The organism is Variovorax sp. KBW07 (assembly GCF_003852515.1).
Lineage (GTDB): Bacteria > Pseudomonadota > Gammaproteobacteria > Burkholderiales > Burkholderiaceae_C > Variovorax.
In genome coordinates, this window is sequence record NZ_QAJK01000092.1 from 21,670 (window position 1) to 40,115 (window position 18,446).

16 protein-coding genes and 1 pseudogene are annotated in these 18,446 nt (G+C 65.9%); 5 read left to right on the forward strand and 12 right to left on the reverse strand.

Annotated features, from left to right (window positions below):
- Positions 1-1,244 (forward strand): calcium-binding protein (locus tag DBV14_RS19085; protein ID WP_311732848.1); only part of this gene is annotated, 1,244 nt, incomplete at its 5' end.
- 158 nt (positions 1,245-1,402) lie between these two features.
- On the opposite strand, the pseudogene DBV14_RS33970 reads toward DBV14_RS19085, so the two are convergent.
- Positions 1,403-1,552 (reverse strand): annotated as a pseudogene (locus DBV14_RS33970) (IS5/IS1182 family transposase); the annotation flags it as partial.
- A gap of 325 nt (positions 1,553-1,877) precedes the next feature.
- Here DBV14_RS33970 and groES point away from each other — a divergent pair.
- Positions 1,878-2,168: a co-chaperone GroES gene (gene groES / locus DBV14_RS19090; RefSeq protein WP_093125512.1), complete on the forward strand. Its 291-nt coding sequence runs from the start codon at positions 1,878-1,880 to the stop codon at positions 2,166-2,168.
- 55 nt (positions 2,169-2,223) lie between these two features.
- Entirely contained in the window at positions 2,224-3,879 is a 1,656-nt protein-coding gene (groL, locus tag DBV14_RS19095; RefSeq protein ID WP_042579049.1) for a chaperonin GroEL, read from the forward strand.
- Positions 3,880-4,066: 187 nt separating this feature from the next.
- On the opposite strand, the gene xylB is transcribed toward groL, so the two are convergent.
- The 11 genes from xylB to DBV14_RS19150 all read right to left on the reverse strand — a co-directional run bounded on the left by xylB (position 4,067) and on the right by DBV14_RS19150 (position 16,186).
- Entirely contained in the window at positions 4,067-5,536 is a 1,470-nt protein-coding gene (gene xylB / locus DBV14_RS19100) for a xylulokinase (protein ID WP_124460985.1), read from the reverse strand.
- 39 nt (positions 5,537-5,575) lie between these two features.
- Complete coding sequence (locus DBV14_RS19105) at positions 5,576-6,517, reverse strand: AraC family transcriptional regulator (RefSeq protein ID WP_124460987.1); 942 nt, start codon at positions 6,515-6,517, stop codon at positions 5,576-5,578.
- 11 nt (positions 6,518-6,528) lie between these two features.
- A complete protein-coding gene (locus DBV14_RS19110) occupies positions 6,529-7,497 on the reverse strand; it encodes a carbohydrate kinase (RefSeq protein WP_124460989.1) in 969 nt (322 codons plus the stop codon).
- A gap of 13 nt (positions 7,498-7,510) precedes the next feature.
- Entirely contained in the window at positions 7,511-8,191 is a 681-nt protein-coding gene (locus DBV14_RS19115; protein ID WP_124460991.1) for a transaldolase family protein, read from the reverse strand.
- Positions 8,192-8,602: 411 nt separating this feature from the next.
- Positions 8,603-9,391, reverse strand: coding sequence for an L-iditol 2-dehydrogenase (locus DBV14_RS19120; RefSeq protein ID WP_124460993.1), 789 nt, complete (start codon positions 9,389-9,391; stop codon positions 8,603-8,605).
- A complete protein-coding gene (gene dalD, locus DBV14_RS19125; RefSeq protein WP_124461007.1) occupies positions 9,388-10,785 on the reverse strand; it encodes a D-arabinitol 4-dehydrogenase in 1,398 nt (465 codons plus the stop codon). The genes DBV14_RS19120 and dalD overlap by 4 nt, the downstream gene beginning before the upstream one ends.
- 87 nt (positions 10,786-10,872) lie before the next feature.
- Positions 10,873-11,913 carry an ABC transporter ATP-binding protein gene (locus DBV14_RS19130; protein ID WP_124460995.1) on the reverse strand — a complete coding sequence of 347 codons (1,041 nt, stop codon included), beginning with the start codon at positions 11,911-11,913 and terminating at the stop codon, positions 10,873-10,875.
- A gap of 18 nt (positions 11,914-11,931) precedes the next feature.
- Entirely contained in the window at positions 11,932-12,756 is an 825-nt protein-coding gene (locus tag DBV14_RS19135; RefSeq protein WP_124460997.1) for a carbohydrate ABC transporter permease, read from the reverse strand.
- A 10-nt stretch (positions 12,757-12,766) separates the two neighbouring features.
- Positions 12,767-13,624 (reverse strand): carbohydrate ABC transporter permease, encoded by an 858-nt coding sequence (locus DBV14_RS19140; protein WP_124460999.1) that lies wholly within the window; start codon positions 13,622-13,624, stop codon positions 12,767-12,769.
- 135 nt (positions 13,625-13,759) lie between these two features.
- A complete protein-coding gene (locus DBV14_RS19145) occupies positions 13,760-15,070 on the reverse strand; it encodes a sugar ABC transporter substrate-binding protein (RefSeq protein WP_124461001.1) in 1,311 nt (436 codons plus the stop codon).
- A gap of 183 nt (positions 15,071-15,253) precedes the next feature.
- Positions 15,254-16,186, reverse strand: a complete 933-nt coding sequence (locus DBV14_RS19150; RefSeq protein WP_185546063.1) for a LysR family transcriptional regulator — start codon at positions 16,184-16,186, stop codon at positions 15,254-15,256.
- Positions 16,187-16,279: 93 nt separating this feature from the next.
- On the opposite strand from DBV14_RS19150, the gene DBV14_RS19155 reads away from it, so the two are divergent.
- Together DBV14_RS19155 and DBV14_RS19160 are read left to right on the forward strand one after the other, a co-directional pair.
- Positions 16,280-17,260, forward strand: a complete 981-nt coding sequence (locus DBV14_RS19155) for a tripartite tricarboxylate transporter substrate binding protein (RefSeq protein ID WP_124461004.1) — start codon at positions 16,280-16,282, stop codon at positions 17,258-17,260.
- Between the two features lie 76 nt (positions 17,261-17,336).
- Positions 17,337-18,371 carry a 4-hydroxythreonine-4-phosphate dehydrogenase PdxA gene (locus tag DBV14_RS19160; RefSeq protein ID WP_260397124.1) on the forward strand — a complete coding sequence of 345 codons (1,035 nt, stop codon included), beginning with the start codon at positions 17,337-17,339 and terminating at the stop codon, positions 18,369-18,371.
- The last annotated feature ends 75 nt before the right edge of the window (positions 18,372-18,446 follow it).

The window sequence follows — 18,446 nt, forward strand, 5'->3', positions numbered from 1 at the left end:
TCCGATTCGCCGATGGCACCAGTTGGGACTACGCAACGACCAAGTCCAAGGTCGTGACGGTAAATCCACCGACTGGCATCACGCTCCAAGGCACCACTGCTGACGAGACACTTTCAGGTGGCCTTGGCAACGACATCCTGAACGGCGGCGCCGGCGCCGACCTGCTGCAAGGCGGCGACGGCAACGACACCCTCAACGGTGACGCAGGCAACGACACCCTGGACGGCGGCGCAGGCAACGACGCTCTCAATGGCGGCGTGGGCAACGACACCTACCTCTTCGGGCGTGGCTCCGGGCGCGACACCGTCTCCGACTACGACACCACCGCGGGCAACCTCGACACGGTCCAATTCGGCGAAGGCGTCGCGGCCTCCGACGTGCAGCTGCTGCGCAGCGGCGACAGCCTGTACCTCTACATCGATGGCCTCACGGGCGACCGTCTGGAGCTGCAGAACTACTTCTACCAGGAAGGCGTCTCCGCCTACTCGGTCGAGAACATCCGCTTCGCCGACGGCACCAACTGGGACCTAGCCGCCATCAAGGCCAAGGTGATCGTACCCACCGAGGGCAACGACAGCCTCGTCGGCTACGCTGGCAACGACACCCTCTCGGGCCTGGGCGGTGACGACATCATCTACGGGCGTGCCGGCGACGACACGATCAGTGGGGGTGCGGGCGCAGACACGCTGTATGGCGAAGACGGCAACGACACCCTCATCGGTGGTACGCAGGACGACATCCTGAACGGCGGCGCCGGCGCCGACCTGCTGCAAGGCGGTGACGGCAACGACACCCTCAACGGTGACGCAGGCAACGACACCCTGGACGGCGGCGCAGGCAACGACGCTCTCAATGGCGGCGTGGGCAACGACACCTACCTCTTCGGGCGTGGCTCCGGGCGCGACACCGTCTCCGACTACGACACCACCGCGGGCAACCTCGACAGCGCGCAAATTAGCGCCGGCGTTTCTGCTGATCAGCTTTGGTTTACCAAGAATGGAAATGATCTATCGGTAACCATCATTGGTACTTCTGATCAATTGACGATCAGCAACTGGTACGCGAGCGGCAGCTATCGTATCGAGCAATTCAAGACCAGCGACGGGAGAGTTTTGCTCGACAGCCAAGTGCAGAGCCTCGTCGACGCCATGGCGGCTTTCTCGCCTCCTACGGCTGGAGAGACTAACTTGCCTAGCAGCTATCAGAGTAGTTTGAATACAGTGATAGCCGCCAACTGGCACTAGTCATCCCCTCAAACGCGGCAACCTGAGGACGACGCTTGTAGAACGGCGTCGTCCTCGCCGTGCTCGCGATTCGAAGAGACGGGCTGCTGCCGGCACTCGCGGTGCACCCTCCCGATCAGAGGGCGGCTCAGCTGTCCCGAGGACTCCATTCGGTGCTGCTCGACCTTGGCCCGGAACGGGCCTTCATCTTCCCCACTTGCTCGGCCATGAACTCATGGTTCGATGAACGGGGTCAGCCACCTGCGCTTTTCTGAGCGCATGACCATGTGCCAGATCGGCCCGTGGCCTCCACTCGCTTGTGCACGCCGGCAGCCTGAGTCACGGAATTCCGTTTCACTCGCTGGGCGTTAACGCCGCCAGCCGGCGAGCCGCAACGCCGTATGGATGCTGGAATTCCATAAAAAGCACGGTCGTGCAGTTCCGAGTCAGATGCAGGAGTTCAGAGTTAGCTGAGAGCCAACATCGAGTTAGCCCCTGCCAACACCCCAGCCATTGAAAGGCCACGGATTGCCCTTATCATTAGCACTCGCTGCTGATGAGTGCTAACAGCCCTCGCTTCAAGTCGATGGGCCGTCGGTCTCCCCTCCGGCACCCGAACCCAACCCCGTTTCTTATCCATATCCAGGAGATGCAATGAAACTTCGTCCTTTGGCCGATCGCGTGATCGTCAAGCGTGTTGACAGCGAAACCAAGACCGCCTCCGGCATCGTCATCCCCGACGCAGCCGCCGAAAAGCCCGATCAGGGTGAAGTCCTGGCCGTGGGCCCGGGCAAGCGCACCGACAAGGGCGAACTGACCGCACTGACCGTCAAGGTCGGCGACCGCGTCCTGTTCGGCAAGTACAGCGGCCAGACCGTCAAGGTCGATGGCGACGAACTGCTCGTGATGAAGGAAGACGACCTGTTCGCAGTCGTCGAGAAGTAATCCTTCTCCTCCCTTTCGATCCCATCAAATCCAATCCATTCGGAGTTAATTCATCATGGCAGCAAAAGACGTAGTCTTCGGCGGAGAAGCCCGCGCACGCATGGTCGAGGGTGTCAACATCCTGGCCAACGCAGTCAAAGTGACCCTGGGCCCCAAGGGCCGCAACGTGGTGCTCGAACGCTCGTTCGGCGCCCCCACCGTGACCAAGGACGGTGTGTCCGTGGCCAAGGAAATCGAACTCAAGGACAAGCTGCAGAACATGGGCGCCCAGCTCGTGAAGGAAGTGGCTTCCAAGACTTCGGACAACGCCGGTGACGGCACCACCACCGCGACCGTGCTGGCACAAGCCATCGTTCGCGAAGGCTTCAAGCTGGTGGCTGCCGGCATGAACCCGATGGACCTGAAGCGCGGCATCGACAAGGCTGTGACGGCCCTGGTCGCCGAGCTGAAGAAGGCTTCCAAGCCCACCACCACCTCCAAGGAAATCGCGCAAGTCGGCTCCATTTCGGCCAACAGCGACGAAACCATCGGCAAGCTCATCGCTGACGCGATGGACAAGGTCGGCAAGGAAGGCGTGATCACCGTGGAAGACGGCAAGTCGCTGGACAGCGAACTCGACGTCGTCGAAGGCATGCAGTTCGACCGCGGCTACCTGTCGCCCTACTTCATCAACAACCCCGAGAAGCAATCGGCGCTGTTGGACAACCCCTTCGTGCTGCTGTTCGACAAGAAGATCAGCAACATCCGTGACCTGCTGCCGGTGCTGGAGCAAGTCGCCAAGGCTGGCCGTCCGCTGCTGATCATTGCCGAAGAAGTCGAAGGCGAAGCCCTGGCTACGCTGGTCGTGAACACGATCCGCGGCATCCTGAAGGTCGTGGCTGTCAAGGCGCCTGGCTTCGGCGACCGCCGCAAGGCCATGCTGGAAGACATCGCCATCCTGACGGGCGGCAAGGTCATCGCTGAAGAAGTGGGCCTGACGCTCGAAAAGGTGACGCTGGCCGACCTGGGTCAAGCCAAGCGCATCGAAGTGGGCAAGGAAAACACGATCATCATCGACGGCGCTGGCGCTGCCGGTGACATCGAAGCCCGCGTGAAGCAAGTCCGCGTTCAGATCGAAGAAGCGACCAGCGACTACGACCGTGAAAAGCTGCAAGAGCGCGTGGCCAAGCTGGCCGGCGGCGTTGCAGTGATCAAGGTCGGCGCTGCCACCGAAGTCGAAATGAAGGAAAAGAAGGCTCGCGTCGAAGACGCCCTGCACGCTACCCGCGCTGCAGTGGAAGAAGGCGTTGTGGCTGGCGGCGGCGTGGCTCTGCTGCGTGCCAAGCAAGCTGTCGGCGAGTCGGTCAAGGGCGACAACGCCGACCAGGAAGCCGGCATCAAGCTGGTGCTGAAGGCCATCGAAGCGCCTCTGCGCGAAATCGTGAACAACGCCGGCGGCGAAGCCTCGGTGGTGGTGAACGCTGTGTTGGCCGGTAAGGGCAACTATGGCTTCAACGCTGCGAACGACACGTACGGCGACATGCTCGAACTGGGCATCCTGGACCCGACGAAGGTCACCCGCACCGCACTGCAGAACGCAGCATCGGTGTCCTCGCTGCTGCTGACGACCGAAGCCATGGTTGCCGACGCACCGAAGGACGAGTCCGGCGCTGGCGGCGGCGGCATGCCCGACATGGGTGGCATGGGCGGCATGGGCGGCATGGGCATGTAAATTTCGCTCGCCCCCAGGGGGTTTGGCTCGCCCCCAGGCTGCGCGGCACTTCGTGTCCGCTACGCCAACCCCCTACCGGGGGCAACACCTGAGGCCCGGCAAAGCCGGTTCCTCGGTGTTTCGCGAAAGTAAAAAACCCGTCTTGCGACGGGTTTTTTTATGGGCGTCTGGTTTGCTTAGGTGTCGTCTAGCGGAACTGATCGCGCAGCGCCATGTACAGCACCTGGAAGCGCGCATGGCGCGTCTTGTGCCCATCGGCTCCTTCGGACGAAGGCGTCAGCTTCTGCTTGACCGGCGGCAGCGTGCACACCTCGGCCACCGCACCACCATCGGCCAGCCACGCGAGCCGCGCCGCACCGAGTGCACCGCCCGTCTCGCTGCCCGCATAGAGCGTGAGCGGCACCTGGAAGATGTCGGCCAGCAACTGGCCCCACCAGATGCTTCGCGCACCTCCGCCCACCAGCGCAACCTCGCGCAGCGGCATGTCGGCTGGCAGGCGCAAAGTGTCGAAGCCGTCGCGAAGACCGAAGCTCACGCCCTCGACCACGGCATAGGCGATCTCCGCGGGGCCATGCGCATGCGTGAGGCCGAACAGCGCGCCCTGCGCATTCGGGTTGTTGTGCGGCGAGCGTTCGCCCGACAGGTACGGCAGGAACAACGGGCAGTGGTCGCGTTGCGCCAGCGGCACGGAGGCCGCCGCTTCAAGCAACGCGGCTTCGTCGGCGAACCTGAATGTCTTCGCCGCCCAGCTCACGGCACTCGCAGCCGAAAGCATCACCGACATCTGGTGCCAGCGCTTCGGCAGCGCATGGCAGAAGGCATGCATCGCCTGCGCGGGGTTCGGCAGGAAGCGGTCGGTCGACACGAACACCACGCCAGAAGTACCGAGCGAGACAAAGCCCTGCCCCGGTTCCACCAGGCCCATGCCGACCGCGCTGGCGGCGTTGTCGCCCGCACCGCCAGCGATGAGCACAGTGCCATTGCCCACGCCCCAACGCGCCGCCAGCTCGGGCTTGAGTTGCGCCGATACCTCGCTGCCTTCGACCAGCCGCGGCATGTGGCCACGCGTCAGCCCGGTGGCCGCGAGCAGCTCGTCGGACCAGTCGCGCGCGCCCACGTCGAGCCACAGCGTGCCGGCCGCGTCGGACATTTCGCTGACGGCCTCGCCGCTGAGCATGAAGCGCAGCCAGTCCTTGGGCAACAGCACGCGCGCCACGCGCTTGAAAATTTCGGGCTCGTGTTCGCGCACCCACAGCAGCTTGGGCGCGGTGAAGCCCGGCATCGCAAGGTTGCCTGCGATCTCGCCCAGGCGCGGCACGGCGCGCGTGATTTCATCGCACTGTGCGCCGCTGCGCCCGTCATTCCAGAGAATCGCGGGCCGCAGCACCTCGCCCGCCGCATCGAGCAGTGTCGCGCCATGCATCTGGCCCGACAGGCCGATGGCACGCACGGCGGACAGCGCCTCGGCATGCGAGGCGCGCAGTTCCGCCATGACCTGCTCGAGCGCCTGCCACCACTGGCCCGGCGCCTGCTCCGACCAGAGCGGTTGCGGCCGTTCGACCGTGAGTGCGGCACGTGCCACGCCGACGATGCGGTGATCGTCGGCGAGCAGCAGCGCCTTGAGCTCGGACGTGCCGAGGTCGAGTCCCAGATACAAGATGTTCTCCCTGATTGCTTCTCGAAGATTCGGGCCGTGTCAGCCGAACCGCGTGTCGGCCTGGCGCCTGAATTCGCTCGGCGTCATGCCCTTGATTTCAAGGAAGCGCCGATTGAAGTTGGCTACGTTGTTGAAGCCCACCTGGTAACAGATGTCCGTCACGTAGTGGTCGGTCTGCATCAGCAGGTGGCAGGCGCTGTTGATGCGCACGCGGTTGACGAAGTCGGTAAAGCTGTTGCCGGTCGAGCGCCGGAAGAAGCGGCTGAAGCGGCTCTCGCTCATGCCCAGTTCGGCCGCCACGTCCGACATCGAGATCGGGTCCGCCATGTTGTTGGTGATGCGGTTGACGATGTCGTTGATCTGGTCGACCTGCGCATCGCCGTCGCTGCCCTGCACGCCCTGCATCTGCACGCTCGACAGCAGCCGGTAGTCGGTGCATTGCGCCAGGTCGGCCATGAACTCGCAGAACAGGCCCAGGCGCCGCACGCCGCGCGCGGCCTTGATGTTGTCCCAGTGCGTCTGCGCCTGCTGCGACATGCCGAAGAACTCGATGCCGTGGCGCGCCCGCTCCAGCAGCTGCATCACTTCGCGCAGCTCGGGAATGTCGGCGGCCGCGCGCTCGATCGGCTCGTGACGGAACTGGATCACGCGGTCGCGCCCGGCGGCGCCGCCTTCGGGCACGTCGAGCGAAATCCAGTTGTGCGGCAGCCGCGGCCCGCACAGCACCAGGTGCCCCGGCTGGAACGGCCCGATCCAGTCGCCGATGAAAGCCTTGCCGGAGGTCTCGGTGATCAGGTGCAGCTCGTAGTCTTCATGGAAGTGCCATCGCACCAGCGGGCTCGGAAAGCCGTGCGCCAGGCAGCGCACCAGGCCGGTTTCTTCAGGCGCCTCGTAGCCCAGCGAAGGCGAGCGTGCGAAATCGCGCTCCAGCTCCGGTTGGCGCTGGCGAGGAATCGCGCGTTTGCGTGTGGACGTTGTCATGGCAGCACCGATCAGGACCGGGAAGCGACGGCCCCATTGTCTTCCTGGGCGAGCGCGGCGTGAACGGCTTCCAGCATCGGTGGGTCCGCGCCCTCGCGGGTGCAATTCAAAGCGGCGGCGGTGGCGGCAAAGCGCAATACTTCTTTCCAGGCCTCGTCGCCCAGCGCGTCGAGCTGCTCCGGCCGCTCGACACCATGCGCCAGCAGCGAAACCGACAGCCCGGCCGTGAAAGTGTCGCCCGCGCCGATGGTGTCGACCACCGTCACGCGCGGCGCCGCCACGGCCAGTGCCTCGTGCCCCGTGCGCCAGAGCGTGGCGCCGTCGCCGCCGCGCGTGACGATCACGGCACGCGCACCGGCGGCCAGGCAATCGGCCGCGAGCGCATCGACGGGCCTGCCCGGCGCAAGCAGCTCGGCGTCTTCATCGCTGAGCTTGACCAGGTCGGCCATCGCGAACCAGCCTGCGGTGCGTGCCCGGTAGGCGGCCATGTCGGCGATCAGGCTGGGCCGCACGTTCGGGTCGAACACGATCACGCAGCGACCCGCGTTGGCCGCGACCAGGTCGGCGATGCGCGTGGCGGCCGGGTCCTGAAGCAGCGAGATCGAGCCGAAGTGCAGGAAGCGGCAATCCACCGGCAACTGCGGCAACGGCTCGGGCGCCCAGGTGGCGTCGGCGCTGCCGCGCGTGTAGAAGGCGTAGCGGTTGGTCTGCGGCGTGCGCTCGACAAAGGCCAGCGTCGATGGCGCGTTGCTGCGCAGGATGAAGCGGGTGTCCACGCCATTGCGTTCGAGAAAACCCATCAGCCGCTCGCCGAACAGGTCGGTCGACAGCTGCGTGAAAAAGCCGGTCGGTTGCCCGAGCCGTGCACAGGCCACGGCGGTGTTGAGCGGCGAGCCGCCCTCATGGCCGAGGAAGGCCAGCGTGCCCGCCTCGCTGGCGGTGAAATCGATCAGGGCTTCGCCCGTGAGTGCAATGCGCATGGTGCGTGAATTTTCAGTCGATCAAGGCCTGAGCGTCGGCCAGGAAGCCGCGCTCGGCAGCCAGCGTGGCGGGATGGTCAAGCAACTCGGCAAAGAGGCGCGGCGGAATGGTGATGGCGCCCACGCCGAGCCCCAACAAGGACAGATACGCCTCGCGCGAGCGGATGCTGGCCACCAGCAAGCGCGTACGCGTGGCCGAGGAAGACCGTTGCGCCACCAGCGATTGCATCTGCCCGATCAGCGCCAGCCCATTGATGCCCGCGTCTTCGAGCCGCCCCAGGTAAGGCGCCGCATAGGCCGCGCCCAGTTGTGCCGCGAAGTGCGCCTGTTCGGGGGCATAGACGGCGGTGAACGTGACCGGCACGCCCTGCGCAATGAGCCGAGCGCCCGCGTCGAGCCCCTGGCGCGTGGCGGGAATCTTGACGACCAGTTGACCCGGGTCGAAGTGCGACAGCAGGGCTCGCGCGTCTTCGAGCATGCCGTCGACGTCGCTCGAATACACCTGCGCCTGCACTTGCCGCGCGCCCAGGTCGATGCAGCGTTTCAACAGATCGGGCAAGGCAGCGCGTCCGACGCCCGCGCGCTGGAGCAGCGTGGGGTTGGTGGTGACGCCATGTACCACGGGGTGCGGCAGGCAGGTCTTCAAGTCCGCCAGGTCGGCACTGTCGAGGTACAGATGGAAATCTTCGTTCATGCCGTGCGCGCTGCTACAAAAGGAATCGATCTTCTCACTGTGCCGGGCGCAAGTCGCCGCTTCCAGCGGGACAGTGCTGATACTTTCTTGGCTTGTGCGTTTTGTCCGGTGCGTGTTTGTTCAGGGCGCGTGCGACTGACACCGGGTACTCCCCTCCGCGAATGTCCCCCGCTTCGCTCCTCCTTTATTTCGCTGCGGGGAGCACCCGGTGCCATTCGCACGTTGGACACGCTGCTGGCTATCAGCTGTTCAACCGGTGCTCTGAACTCGCTCGCGCTGGCGGTGTGCTCTGCGCAGCGAAATAAAGGAGGAGCGAAGCGGGGGACATTCGCGGAGCAGAGCACACCGTCGGCGTGAGCGCGCCCTGAATGACTGAGTCCCAACCCAACAAGAAGCAAGCAGACAGTCATCTCAGCTCATGACGTTGCCGCCATCGACATTCAAGGTCTGCGCAGTGATGTAGCGCGCCTCGTCGCTGGCAAGAAAAACGGCCGCTCCCGCGATGTCTCCAGGCAACCCCATGCGGCCGAGTGGCACTTCCAGGCCAACACGACGCTTCTTCTCTCCCAACGGCAACCCTTCGGCCTTGGCGAACAGGCTGTCGACGTGGTCCCACATCGGCGTGTCGACCACGCCGGGCGCGATGCCGTTGACGCGAATGCCGTGCGGCGCCATCGCCAGCGCCGCGCTCTGCGTGTAGCTGATGACCGCCGCCTTCGTCGCGCAGTAGTGCGACACCAGCGCCTCGCCACGGCGCCCCGCCTGCGACGCCATGTTGATGACCGACGCGCCCTGCGTGCCGGCCTCGACCATGTGGCGCAGCACCGCCTGCATCACGAAGAACATGCCCTTCACGTTGACCGCGAACAGCCTGTCGAACGAGGCTTCGTCGCTGTCGAGCAGCGGCGCGAGGTCGAACACGGCCGCGTTGTTGAACAGCGTGTGGATGGGGCCGAACGCGACCTGCGCTTCAGCGAGCAGGTGCGCGATGGCCTGGGTGTCGGTCACGTCGGCCGCGATGTACGCAAGGCTGTCAGGGTGGCGCTGCTGCAGTGCCCGTACCGCCTCTGGGGCCGCGGTTGCACGGTCGATCACGCAGCAGCGTGCGCCCTCGGCAATGCAGGCCTCGGCCACGGCAAGGCCTATGCCACCGCCGGCACCGGTCAGCAGCACATGGCGATCCTGCAGCCGGCCGCTCATGGCTTGCCTTCAGCGCCTGCGCCGATGCCGACGCCCACGAATTTCGCGACGCGCTCGCTCGCACGGCGAACGGCGTCGATCAACCGGGCGTCTCCCGCAAGGCTGCCCCACAGCGCCGCATCCGAGCACAGCGCGGCGACCGGGTCGGCCGCGCCGCAGATGGCATGGGCCACGGCTTCGTCCATGCCCTGGTCCTGGTAGGCGTAGGGCAGCTTGCCGTTGTGCCAGCGCTGCAGGAAGGCCAGGAACAGCGCGGGCAGCATCGCCACGCTGTCGATGCCTTGTCCCGCGGCCAGCCGCTCGCGCACCGTGGGCGCAATGAACCCCGGAATCTTCGAAAAGCCATCCGCCGCCACGCGCTGGTTGGTGTCGCGAATGGCCGGGTTGCCGAAGCGGTCGAGCACCACGTCGCGGTATGCGGCCAGATCGATCGGGCTCGGGCTCAGGCAGGGGATCACGTCGTCGGTCACGTAGTCGAACGCCATCTTGCGGATTGCCGCGTTGTGCGTGCCTTCGTGAATGAAGCCGAGCCCGACCAGCGTGCCGGCCCAGGCGATGCAGCTGTGCGTGGCGTTGAGGATGCGGATCTTGGCTTCTTCATACGGCTGGACCGATTCGACCAGCTCCACGCCCACGCGGCCCCAGTCGGGACGCCCGTCCGCGAAGTTGTCTTCGATGACCCACTGGATGAAGCTCTCGCCCGTGACCGGCGCCGCGTCGTCGCGGCCCGTTGCGGCCTTCACGCGCGCACGCAGCTCCGGTGGCGGACGCGGCGTGATGCGGTCGACCATGGCGTTGGGGCAACGCGTGTTCGCGTTCACCCAGGCCAGCAAGTCGCCATCGCCCGCGCGTTCGATGAATTCGAGCAACCCGGCGCGGAAGCGGTCGCCGTTGTGGCGCAGGTTGTCGCAGTTGAGCAGCGTGACCGCACCGGCCCCCGCGGCCTTGCGCGCACGCAGGATTGCGCAGACGGCGCCGTAGATGGTCTCGCCTGCTTCGCCACGCCGTGCGCGCTCGATGTCGGCCGCCAGGTCGGCGAACGACAGGTCCAGCTTGCCCTTGGTGTCGAGGTAGTAGCCGGCCTCGGTCACGGTGAACGACACGATGCGCGTGGACGGTGCCGCGCCGCGCGCGATCACGGCCGCCAGCGAGCGCTCGTACGGCAGCACCTCGCGGATGGCTTCGATCTGCTCGTAGCGGTACTCGCCCGCGGGCGACACGGTTTCGAGCGTGTAGCGGCCGCCCTGCGCCTGCAGGGCCGCGACCACATCGGCCATGTCGGGCCGGATGTTGGCGCCCGACAGCGACCAGCGGGTGTCGCCCGCGTCGATCAGCCGCTGCAGGTAGACCGCCTGGTGCGCCCGATGGAACGAGCCCAGGCCCAGGTGAAGCACCGTGAACTCCGAAAGAGCCGGTGGTGTTTGCGCAAGAGACGCTGCTGCGAGAGTCACGGGAAGTGTCCGGAAAGAAAAAAAGAGAAATCAGGCGGAGACCGAACGGCCTTCGCGGTTGAACAGATGCAGCACGCTGGGGTCGAGCTCGACCGCCACGTCGTCGCCCGCCTGCAGCGGCGTGCGATCGTTCTGCCGCGCGATCAGGGGCACGCCGCCCACGTCGACGTGAATCAGCGTGTCGGCACCCAGCGCTTCGATCAGCTCGACGCGGCCCTGCACGTCGGACACCGGCGCGCCCTGCTTCGCATGCACGCGCAGGCCTTCGGGGCGCACGCCCAGGAAGCCGTCGCTGGGCAGGCGGCCACCGGTTGCGGCGGAGAAACTGGGAATGGCACTCGCCGCCACCATGTTCATCGACGGCATGCCGATGAACTGCGCGACGAACTGGTTGGCCGGGTGGTCGTACAGCTCCAGCGGCGTGCCGACCTGCTCGATGAGCCCGTCTTTCAGCACCACCACGCGGTCGGCCAGCGTCATGGCCTCGACCTGGTCGTGCGTCACGTAGATGGTGGTCGCGCCCAGCGCGCGGTGCAGCTTGTGGATCTCGACGCGCGTGTTGCCGCGCAGCGCCGCATCGAGGTTCGACAGCGGCTCGTCGAACAAAAACACCTTGGGCGCACGCACGATGGCACGGCCGATGGCCACGCGCTGGCGCTGGCCGCCCGACAGGTCCTTCGGCGTGCGGTCCAGGTACTGCGTGAGGTTGAGTGTTTTCGCTGCGTGCTCGACCTTGGTCCTGATCTCGTCCTTCGACACGCCCGCGAGCTTGAGCGCGAAGGACATGTTGTCGTACACGCTCATGTGCGGATACAGCGCATAGCTCTGGAACACCATCGCCAGGTCGCGCTTGCCCGAAGGCGTCCAGGTGATGTCCTTGCCGTCGAGCAGCAGGTTGCCGCTGGTGATGGGCTCCAGCCCGGCAATCAACCGCAGCAGCGTCGACTTGCCGCAGCCCGAAGGCCCGACGAAGACGATGAACTCGCCCTTCTTGATCTCCAGGTCGACGCCCTTGATGATGTTGACGTCACCAAAGCTTTTCTTGATGTTCTTCAGTTCGAGGTAGGCCATGAGGTGTCTCCCTTTTCTTTACTTGACGGCGCCGAAGGTCAGGCCCTGCACGAGCTGCTTCTGGCTGAACCAGCCGAACACGACGATGGGCGCAATGGCCATCAGCGAGGCGGCCGACAACTTGGCCCAGAACAGGCCCTCGGGGCTGGAGTACGAGGCGATGAGCGTGGCCAGCGTGCCGGCCTTGGCGGAGGTGAGGTTCAGTGCCCAGAAGGCCTCGTTCCAGCTCAGCACCAGGCACAGCAGGCCGGTCGATGCGAGCCCGCCCACCGACAGCGGCATCACGACATGGCGGAACTCGGTCCACAGGCTCGCGCCGTCCATGCGCGCCGCTTCGAGAATTTCGTTCGGAATGTCCTTGTAGGCGCTGTAGAGCATCCACACCATGATCGGCAGGTTCGACAGCGTGAACACGATGGTCAGTGCGGTGAGCGAATCCAGCATGCCCGCGGTCTGCGCCAGCACGTAGATCGGCACCAGCGCACCGACGGCCGGCATCATCTTGGTGGAGAGCATCCACATCAGGATGTCGCGCGTCTTCTTCGTGCGAAAGAACGCCATCGAGTACGCAGCGGGTGCCGCGATCAGCAGGCCGAGGATGGTCGAGCCCAGGCTGGTGATGAGCGAGTTGCGCGCATACAGCAGGTAGTCGCTGCGGCGCTGCACTTCGCCGAAGTTGTCGAGCGTGGGCTCGAAGATGAACAGCGGCGGCACATGAATGGCCTGCAGCTCCGTCTTGAAGGCCGTGAGAAACAGCCAGCCGAGCGGGAAGAACAGGAGCAGCGCCGCGGCCCACGCACCCACGGTGCGCAGAAGCTGGGGAAGGAAGTTGCTGGGTTGCATGGTCGTTCCTTCAGTCCAGGTTCTTGCCGATGATGCGAATGAGGAACACCGCGACGATGTTGGCCAGCACCACCGCGAACAGCGCACCGGCCGAGGCCACGCCCACGTCGAAATTCATCAGCGACTGCTTGAAGATGAGGTAGGTCATGTTCGTGCTCTCGTTGCCCGGGCCGCCATTGGTGGTGATGGCGATCTCGGCGAACACGCTGAGCAGGAAGATCATCTCGATCATGATCACCACGGCCATCGGGCGGCCCAGGTGCGGAATGGTGAGATAGAAGAAGCGCTGGAACGAACTCGCGCCGTCCATGCGAGCGGCCTCCATCTGCTCGCGGTCGAGCGACTGCAGCGAGGTGATGAAGATCAGGCACGCGAAAGGCAGCCACTGCCAGGCCACCATGATGATCACCGAGAGCAGCGGCACGTCGGTGAGCCAGTCGATGGGCTGCGCGCCAAAGAAGCGCCACACGTCGGCCAGGATGCCGTAGATGGGGTTCATCATCATGTGCTTCCACAGCAGCGCATTGACTGCCGGCATGACGAAGAACGGCGAGATCAGCAGCACCCGCACGATGCCGCGTCCCGGAAAGGGCTCGTTCACCAGCAGCGCGAGCAGCACGCCGAACACCACCGTGATCACGATCACGCTGCCGATCAGCAGCAGCGTGTTCCAGGTGGCGGGCCAGAAGTCCGGGTCGGTAACGAAGTAGTGAAAGTTCTCGATGCCCGCGAACGTGCGTTCGCCGGGCTGCATGAGGTTGTAGTTCACGAAGGAGAAGTACAACGTCATCAACAGCGGCACGATCATCCAGAGGAAGAGCGTGAGCACGGCGGGCGCCATGAGGGCCCGGGGCAGGAGTCTTTTCATTGTGTGTTCCTCTCTGGCTATTGCCCCCTCTCCCGCGCACGGGAGAGGGTTGGGGTGAGGGCATGCGGCTTCGGCCATGGGCACGCCGCCCCCTCACCCTGACCCTCTCCCCGCGGGGAGAGGGAAAAAGACGGGTTACTTGTAGTACCCGGCCTTCTTCATCTCGCGCTCGGCCGCGAGCTGCGAGGTCTTCAGCGCCTGGTCCACGGTGACCTTGCCCGACAGTGCCGCGCTCATCTGCTGGCCCACCGCCACGCCGATGGCCTGGAACTCGGGAATGGCCGCGTACTGCACGCCCACGTACGGCGACTTCGGCAGCGTGCTGTCGCTGAGGTTGGCGCTGTCGATGGCCTTCTTTTCCGCGGCGGCGAACTTGGCCACCTTCTGGAACTCGGGGTTCGCGTAGGTCGACTTGCGCGTGCCGGTGGGCACCGCGCCCCAACCGGCTTCCTTGGCGACGAGGTTGACGTACTCCTTGGAGGTCGCCCACTTCACGAAGGTCTGCGCGGCGGCGCCCTTGGTCGAGCTGGCGGGAACGGCCAGGTTCCAGGTCCACAGCCAGTTGGCGCCCTTGGGCGTGACGGCCACCGGCGCCTGCGCGAAGGCCACCTTGTCGGCCACCTTCGACTGCTTCGGATCGCTGATGAACGAGGCCGCGATGGTCGCGTCGACCCACATGCCGCACTTGCCTTCGTTGAACAGCGCCAGGTTTTCATTGAAGCTGTTGGCCGAGGCACCCGGCGGGCCGTAGGCCTTCATCAGGTCGACGTAGAAGCCGATCGCGTCCTTCCAGGGCTTGGTGTCGATCTGCGGCTTCCACTGCATGTCGAACCACTGGCCGCCGTTGGTGTTGACCAGCGTGGTCAGGAAGGCCATGTTGTCGCCCCAGCCCGGCTTGCCGCGCAGGCACATGCCGTACACGCCGGCCTTGGGGTCGTGGATCTTGCCGGCCAGTTCCTTCACCTGCGCCCAGGCGGGCTGCTCGGGCATCTGGAAGCCGACCTTGTCGGCCAGGTCCTTGCGGTACATGAGCATCGAGCTCTCGCCGTAGAACGGCGCGGCGTACAGCTTGCCTTCGTACGACAGGCCGGCGCGAATGGCGGGCAGCAGGTCGTCGGCGTCATAGGCGGCGTCGGTGGCAATGGGCTGCAGCCAGCCCTTCTTCGACCAGATCGGCGCTTCGTACAGGCCGATGGTCATCACGTCGAACTGGCCGCCCTTGGTGGCGATGTCGGTGGTCACGCGCTGGCGCAGCGTGCCTTCTTCGAGCGTGACCCACTTCAGCTTGATGTCGGGGTAGGCTTTTTCGAAGAAGGGGGTGAGCTTCTGCATCTCGATCATGTGGCCGTTGTTCACGGTCGCGATCACGAGTTCGGTGGCGGCCTGGGACACGAGGCCCGTGCCGATGAGCGCGAGGACGAGGCCCGCTTTCAGAAAACGCTTCATGTTGTCTCCTAGAGGTGAGCGACGCCCTGTTGTGCCTGTCGGGTCGCCGTGGCCGAATTCTGGAGAAACACGCTTGCAGCTTTGGTACTTCGATTGTCGGTAGTGGTACTTTCATGCACCAGTTGACTGGGATATTCCCTAGCTGACGCAATACAGCATGGATACGGGAGCGGTCCAAAGGCCTCAGATGGCGCCCAGCAGCTGGCGCCGGAACTGCGCCGCCGCCGGCGACAGCGCCCGGTCTTCGCGGGTGACCAGGCAGATCGGCGGCACGCGCACCGGCAGCTCCACCGGCACGGTGCGCAGCACGCCCAGCCGGGCGTAGTGGCTGGCCTGCGAGGCCGGCATCACGGCCGCCATGTCGGAGTTTTCGAGCAGCGCCGTGACGGCAATGGGCGATGCCGTTTCGATGATGTCCAGCCGCGCCTGGATGCCCGCTTCGCGCATCGCTGCCTCGAAGCGCCCGCGCTGTGGCGAGCCGGGCGGCTGAAGCACCCATGACCAGTTCGCCATGTCGGCCAGGGCGATGACGCTCGCGCGCTCGAACACCGGGTGGGCGGCGCGCACCACCACCACCTGCGACTCGCCCAGCAGGGGCACGCTCGCGTACTTCGCCTCGTCGTGGCCATCGGTGAGCCGGCCCAGCACCAGGTCGACATCGCCCTGCTCCAGCTGCGCCTGGATCACGTCGCTGGTCTCGACCACCACCGACACGGCCACCTGCGGATGGCGCCGGTGGTACTCCACCAGCGCCGGCGCCAGCAGTTCGGGCACGGCGCCCGGCACGCTGCCCACGCGCAGGGCCCCGCTCAGGCCCGAGCGCAGCGCCAGCATCTCCTCGCGGGCGGTGCCGAAGTCGCTGAGCACGCGGCGCGCATAGCGGATGAGGATCTCGCCATAGGGCGTGGGCTCCATGCCGCGCGCCAGGCGCTCGAACAGCTTTTCGCCCAGCGAATCTTCCAGCTGCTGCAGCAGCTTGGTGGCGGCGGGCTGGCTGATGTTCATGGCTTCGGCCGCGCGGCCCAGGTGCCGATGGGCATCGAGCCGGGCCAGCAGAAGCAGCTGGCGCGGCCGGACATGGAGCATCAGCGAGGTGTCTGTCAGGCCGGGAGTCATGCTCAAAAGTATATGGAGCTTCAGGCTTTTTCGATTGGATCGGGCGGGCGAAGCTCCGTAGGCTCGGGCGCACAACAAGCAGGAGACCACCCGATGAAGCTTTCTTCCCTCGCCCGCGGGGCGGGACTGGCCGCCGCGATGCTCGCCGCCGCGTCGCTGGTCGGTGCGCAGCCAGGCGCGTACCCCGACAAGCCGCTGCGCATCATGGTCGGCGCTTCGCCCGGCGGCGGCACCGACCTGCTGGCGCGCGTGCTGGCCGACAAGTTCTCGCCGGCGCTCAAGCAGCCCGTGACGGTCGAGAACCGGCCCGGCGCCTCCAACACCATCGCCGGCGAGCTCACGGCCCGCGCCCCCGCCGACGGCGCCACGCTGCTGCTGGCGACCAACACCGCGCAGGCGGTGGCGCCGCACATCCTCAAGCTCAAGTACGACCCGCTGAAAGACCTGCAGCCCATCGGCCTCGTGGCCGTGATGCCCAACGTGCTGGTGGTGTCCGCCAGCTCGCCCTACAAATCGGTGAAGGACCTGGTGGCCGGCATGGCCGCGAAGCCCGGCGGCTTCAAGTACGCATCGTCCGGCATCGGCAGCACGCAGCACGTGGGCGGCGAGGCCTTCAACCTGGCCACGGGCATGAAGTCGATCCACGTGCCCTACAAGGGCAGCTCGCAGGCCCACATCGACATCATCTCGGGCGAGGTCGACATGATGTTCGACAGCACCTCCTCGGCCATGGGCCAGATCAAGGCCGGCAAGTTCCGCGCACTGGCCGTGAGCGCGCCGCAGCGCTCGCCCGAGCTGCCCGACGTGCCGACGCTGGCCGAGCAGGGCATCAAGGGCGCCGACGTGTCCACCTGGTACGGCCTCTACGTGACGGCCGGCACGCCGCGCCCCGCCGTCGAACGGCTGAGCGCAGAACTCGTGCGCACGCTGAAGCTGGCCGAGGTTCAGGCGCGCATCGAGGGGCTGGGCGGCGAGCCCGGCGCGCTGACCGGCGAACCCTTCGCGGCCATGAACAAGCAGGAGTTCGACCACTACGGCCAGCTCGTGCGCGAAGCCAACATCAAGGCCGAATGAGGCCGCTCGCTCTTCCCTTCTTCCTTCTTACTTTCAAACCCCCGTCGATATGTCCACCCCATCGAAGACCCCGCGCGTGACTTCCGCCAAACCCCGCATCGTGGTGCTGCTCGGCGACCCCAGCGGCGTCGGCCCCGAAATGGCCGTGAAGCTGCTGGCGCGCCAGCGCAACCTGGACGCCGCGCGCGTGCTGCTGATTGCCGACCCGGTCGTGCTGGCCGCGGGCGAGCGCGTGGCGGGCACCAGGCTCGACGTGCTGCAGGTCGACCACCTCGACACCCTGCGCTTCGAGGACGGCTGCCCGAGCCTGTTCGCGCGCGACTGGATGGCAGGGCGGGAGCCGGTGCTGGGCGAGTCGAACGAACAGTCGGGACGTGCGTCTTTCGAGGCGCTGGAACTGGCGACGGCCACAGTGCGGCGCGGGCAGGCCGAGGCGATTCTTTTCGCACCGCTCAACAAGCATTCGCTGCGCCTGGGCGGCCTGACCCACGAGGACGAGTTGCGCTACATGCAGGAGCGCTTCGCCGTGACCAGTTTCGTCTGCGAATTCAACCTGACGGGCTCGCTCTGGACCTCGCGCGTGACCTCGCACATTCCGCTGAAAGACGTGGCGAGTCACATCACGGTTCAGGGCGTGGGCGACGCGGTGAAGATCATTGCGTCGGCGCTGCGCCGCGCGGGCGTGGCGCAGCCGCGCATCGCGGTGACGGGGTTGAATCCACATGCGGGCGACGGCGGCTCGATAGGCATGGAAGAAATCGAGATCATCGCCCCGGCGATCGAACAACTGCGCGCCGAGGGCTACGACGCACGGGGCCCGTTCTCGCCGGACACGGTGTTCATCGGCGCGCGGCGTGGCGACGTGGACGCGGTGGTATCGATGTACCACGACCAGGGCCAGATCGCGATGAAGCTGATGGGCTTCGAGCAGGGTGTGACGCTGCATGGCGGCCTGCCGGTGCCGGTGGCCACTTCCGCCAGTGGCAGTGCTTTCGACATCGCCGGAAAGGGCGTGGCACAGATCGAAGGGCTCCAGCAGGCCTTCGACCTGTGTGTACGGATGGCGAGCGGTGCGCCTGTGCGTTCGTCTGCGGAGACTGCTGCGGCTTGATTTGCCTGCACTCTTTACGTGTCAGCCTGTTGAGGTGACTGGCGGGGGATGGGTGCGGGTTCATTCGGGGCGCGT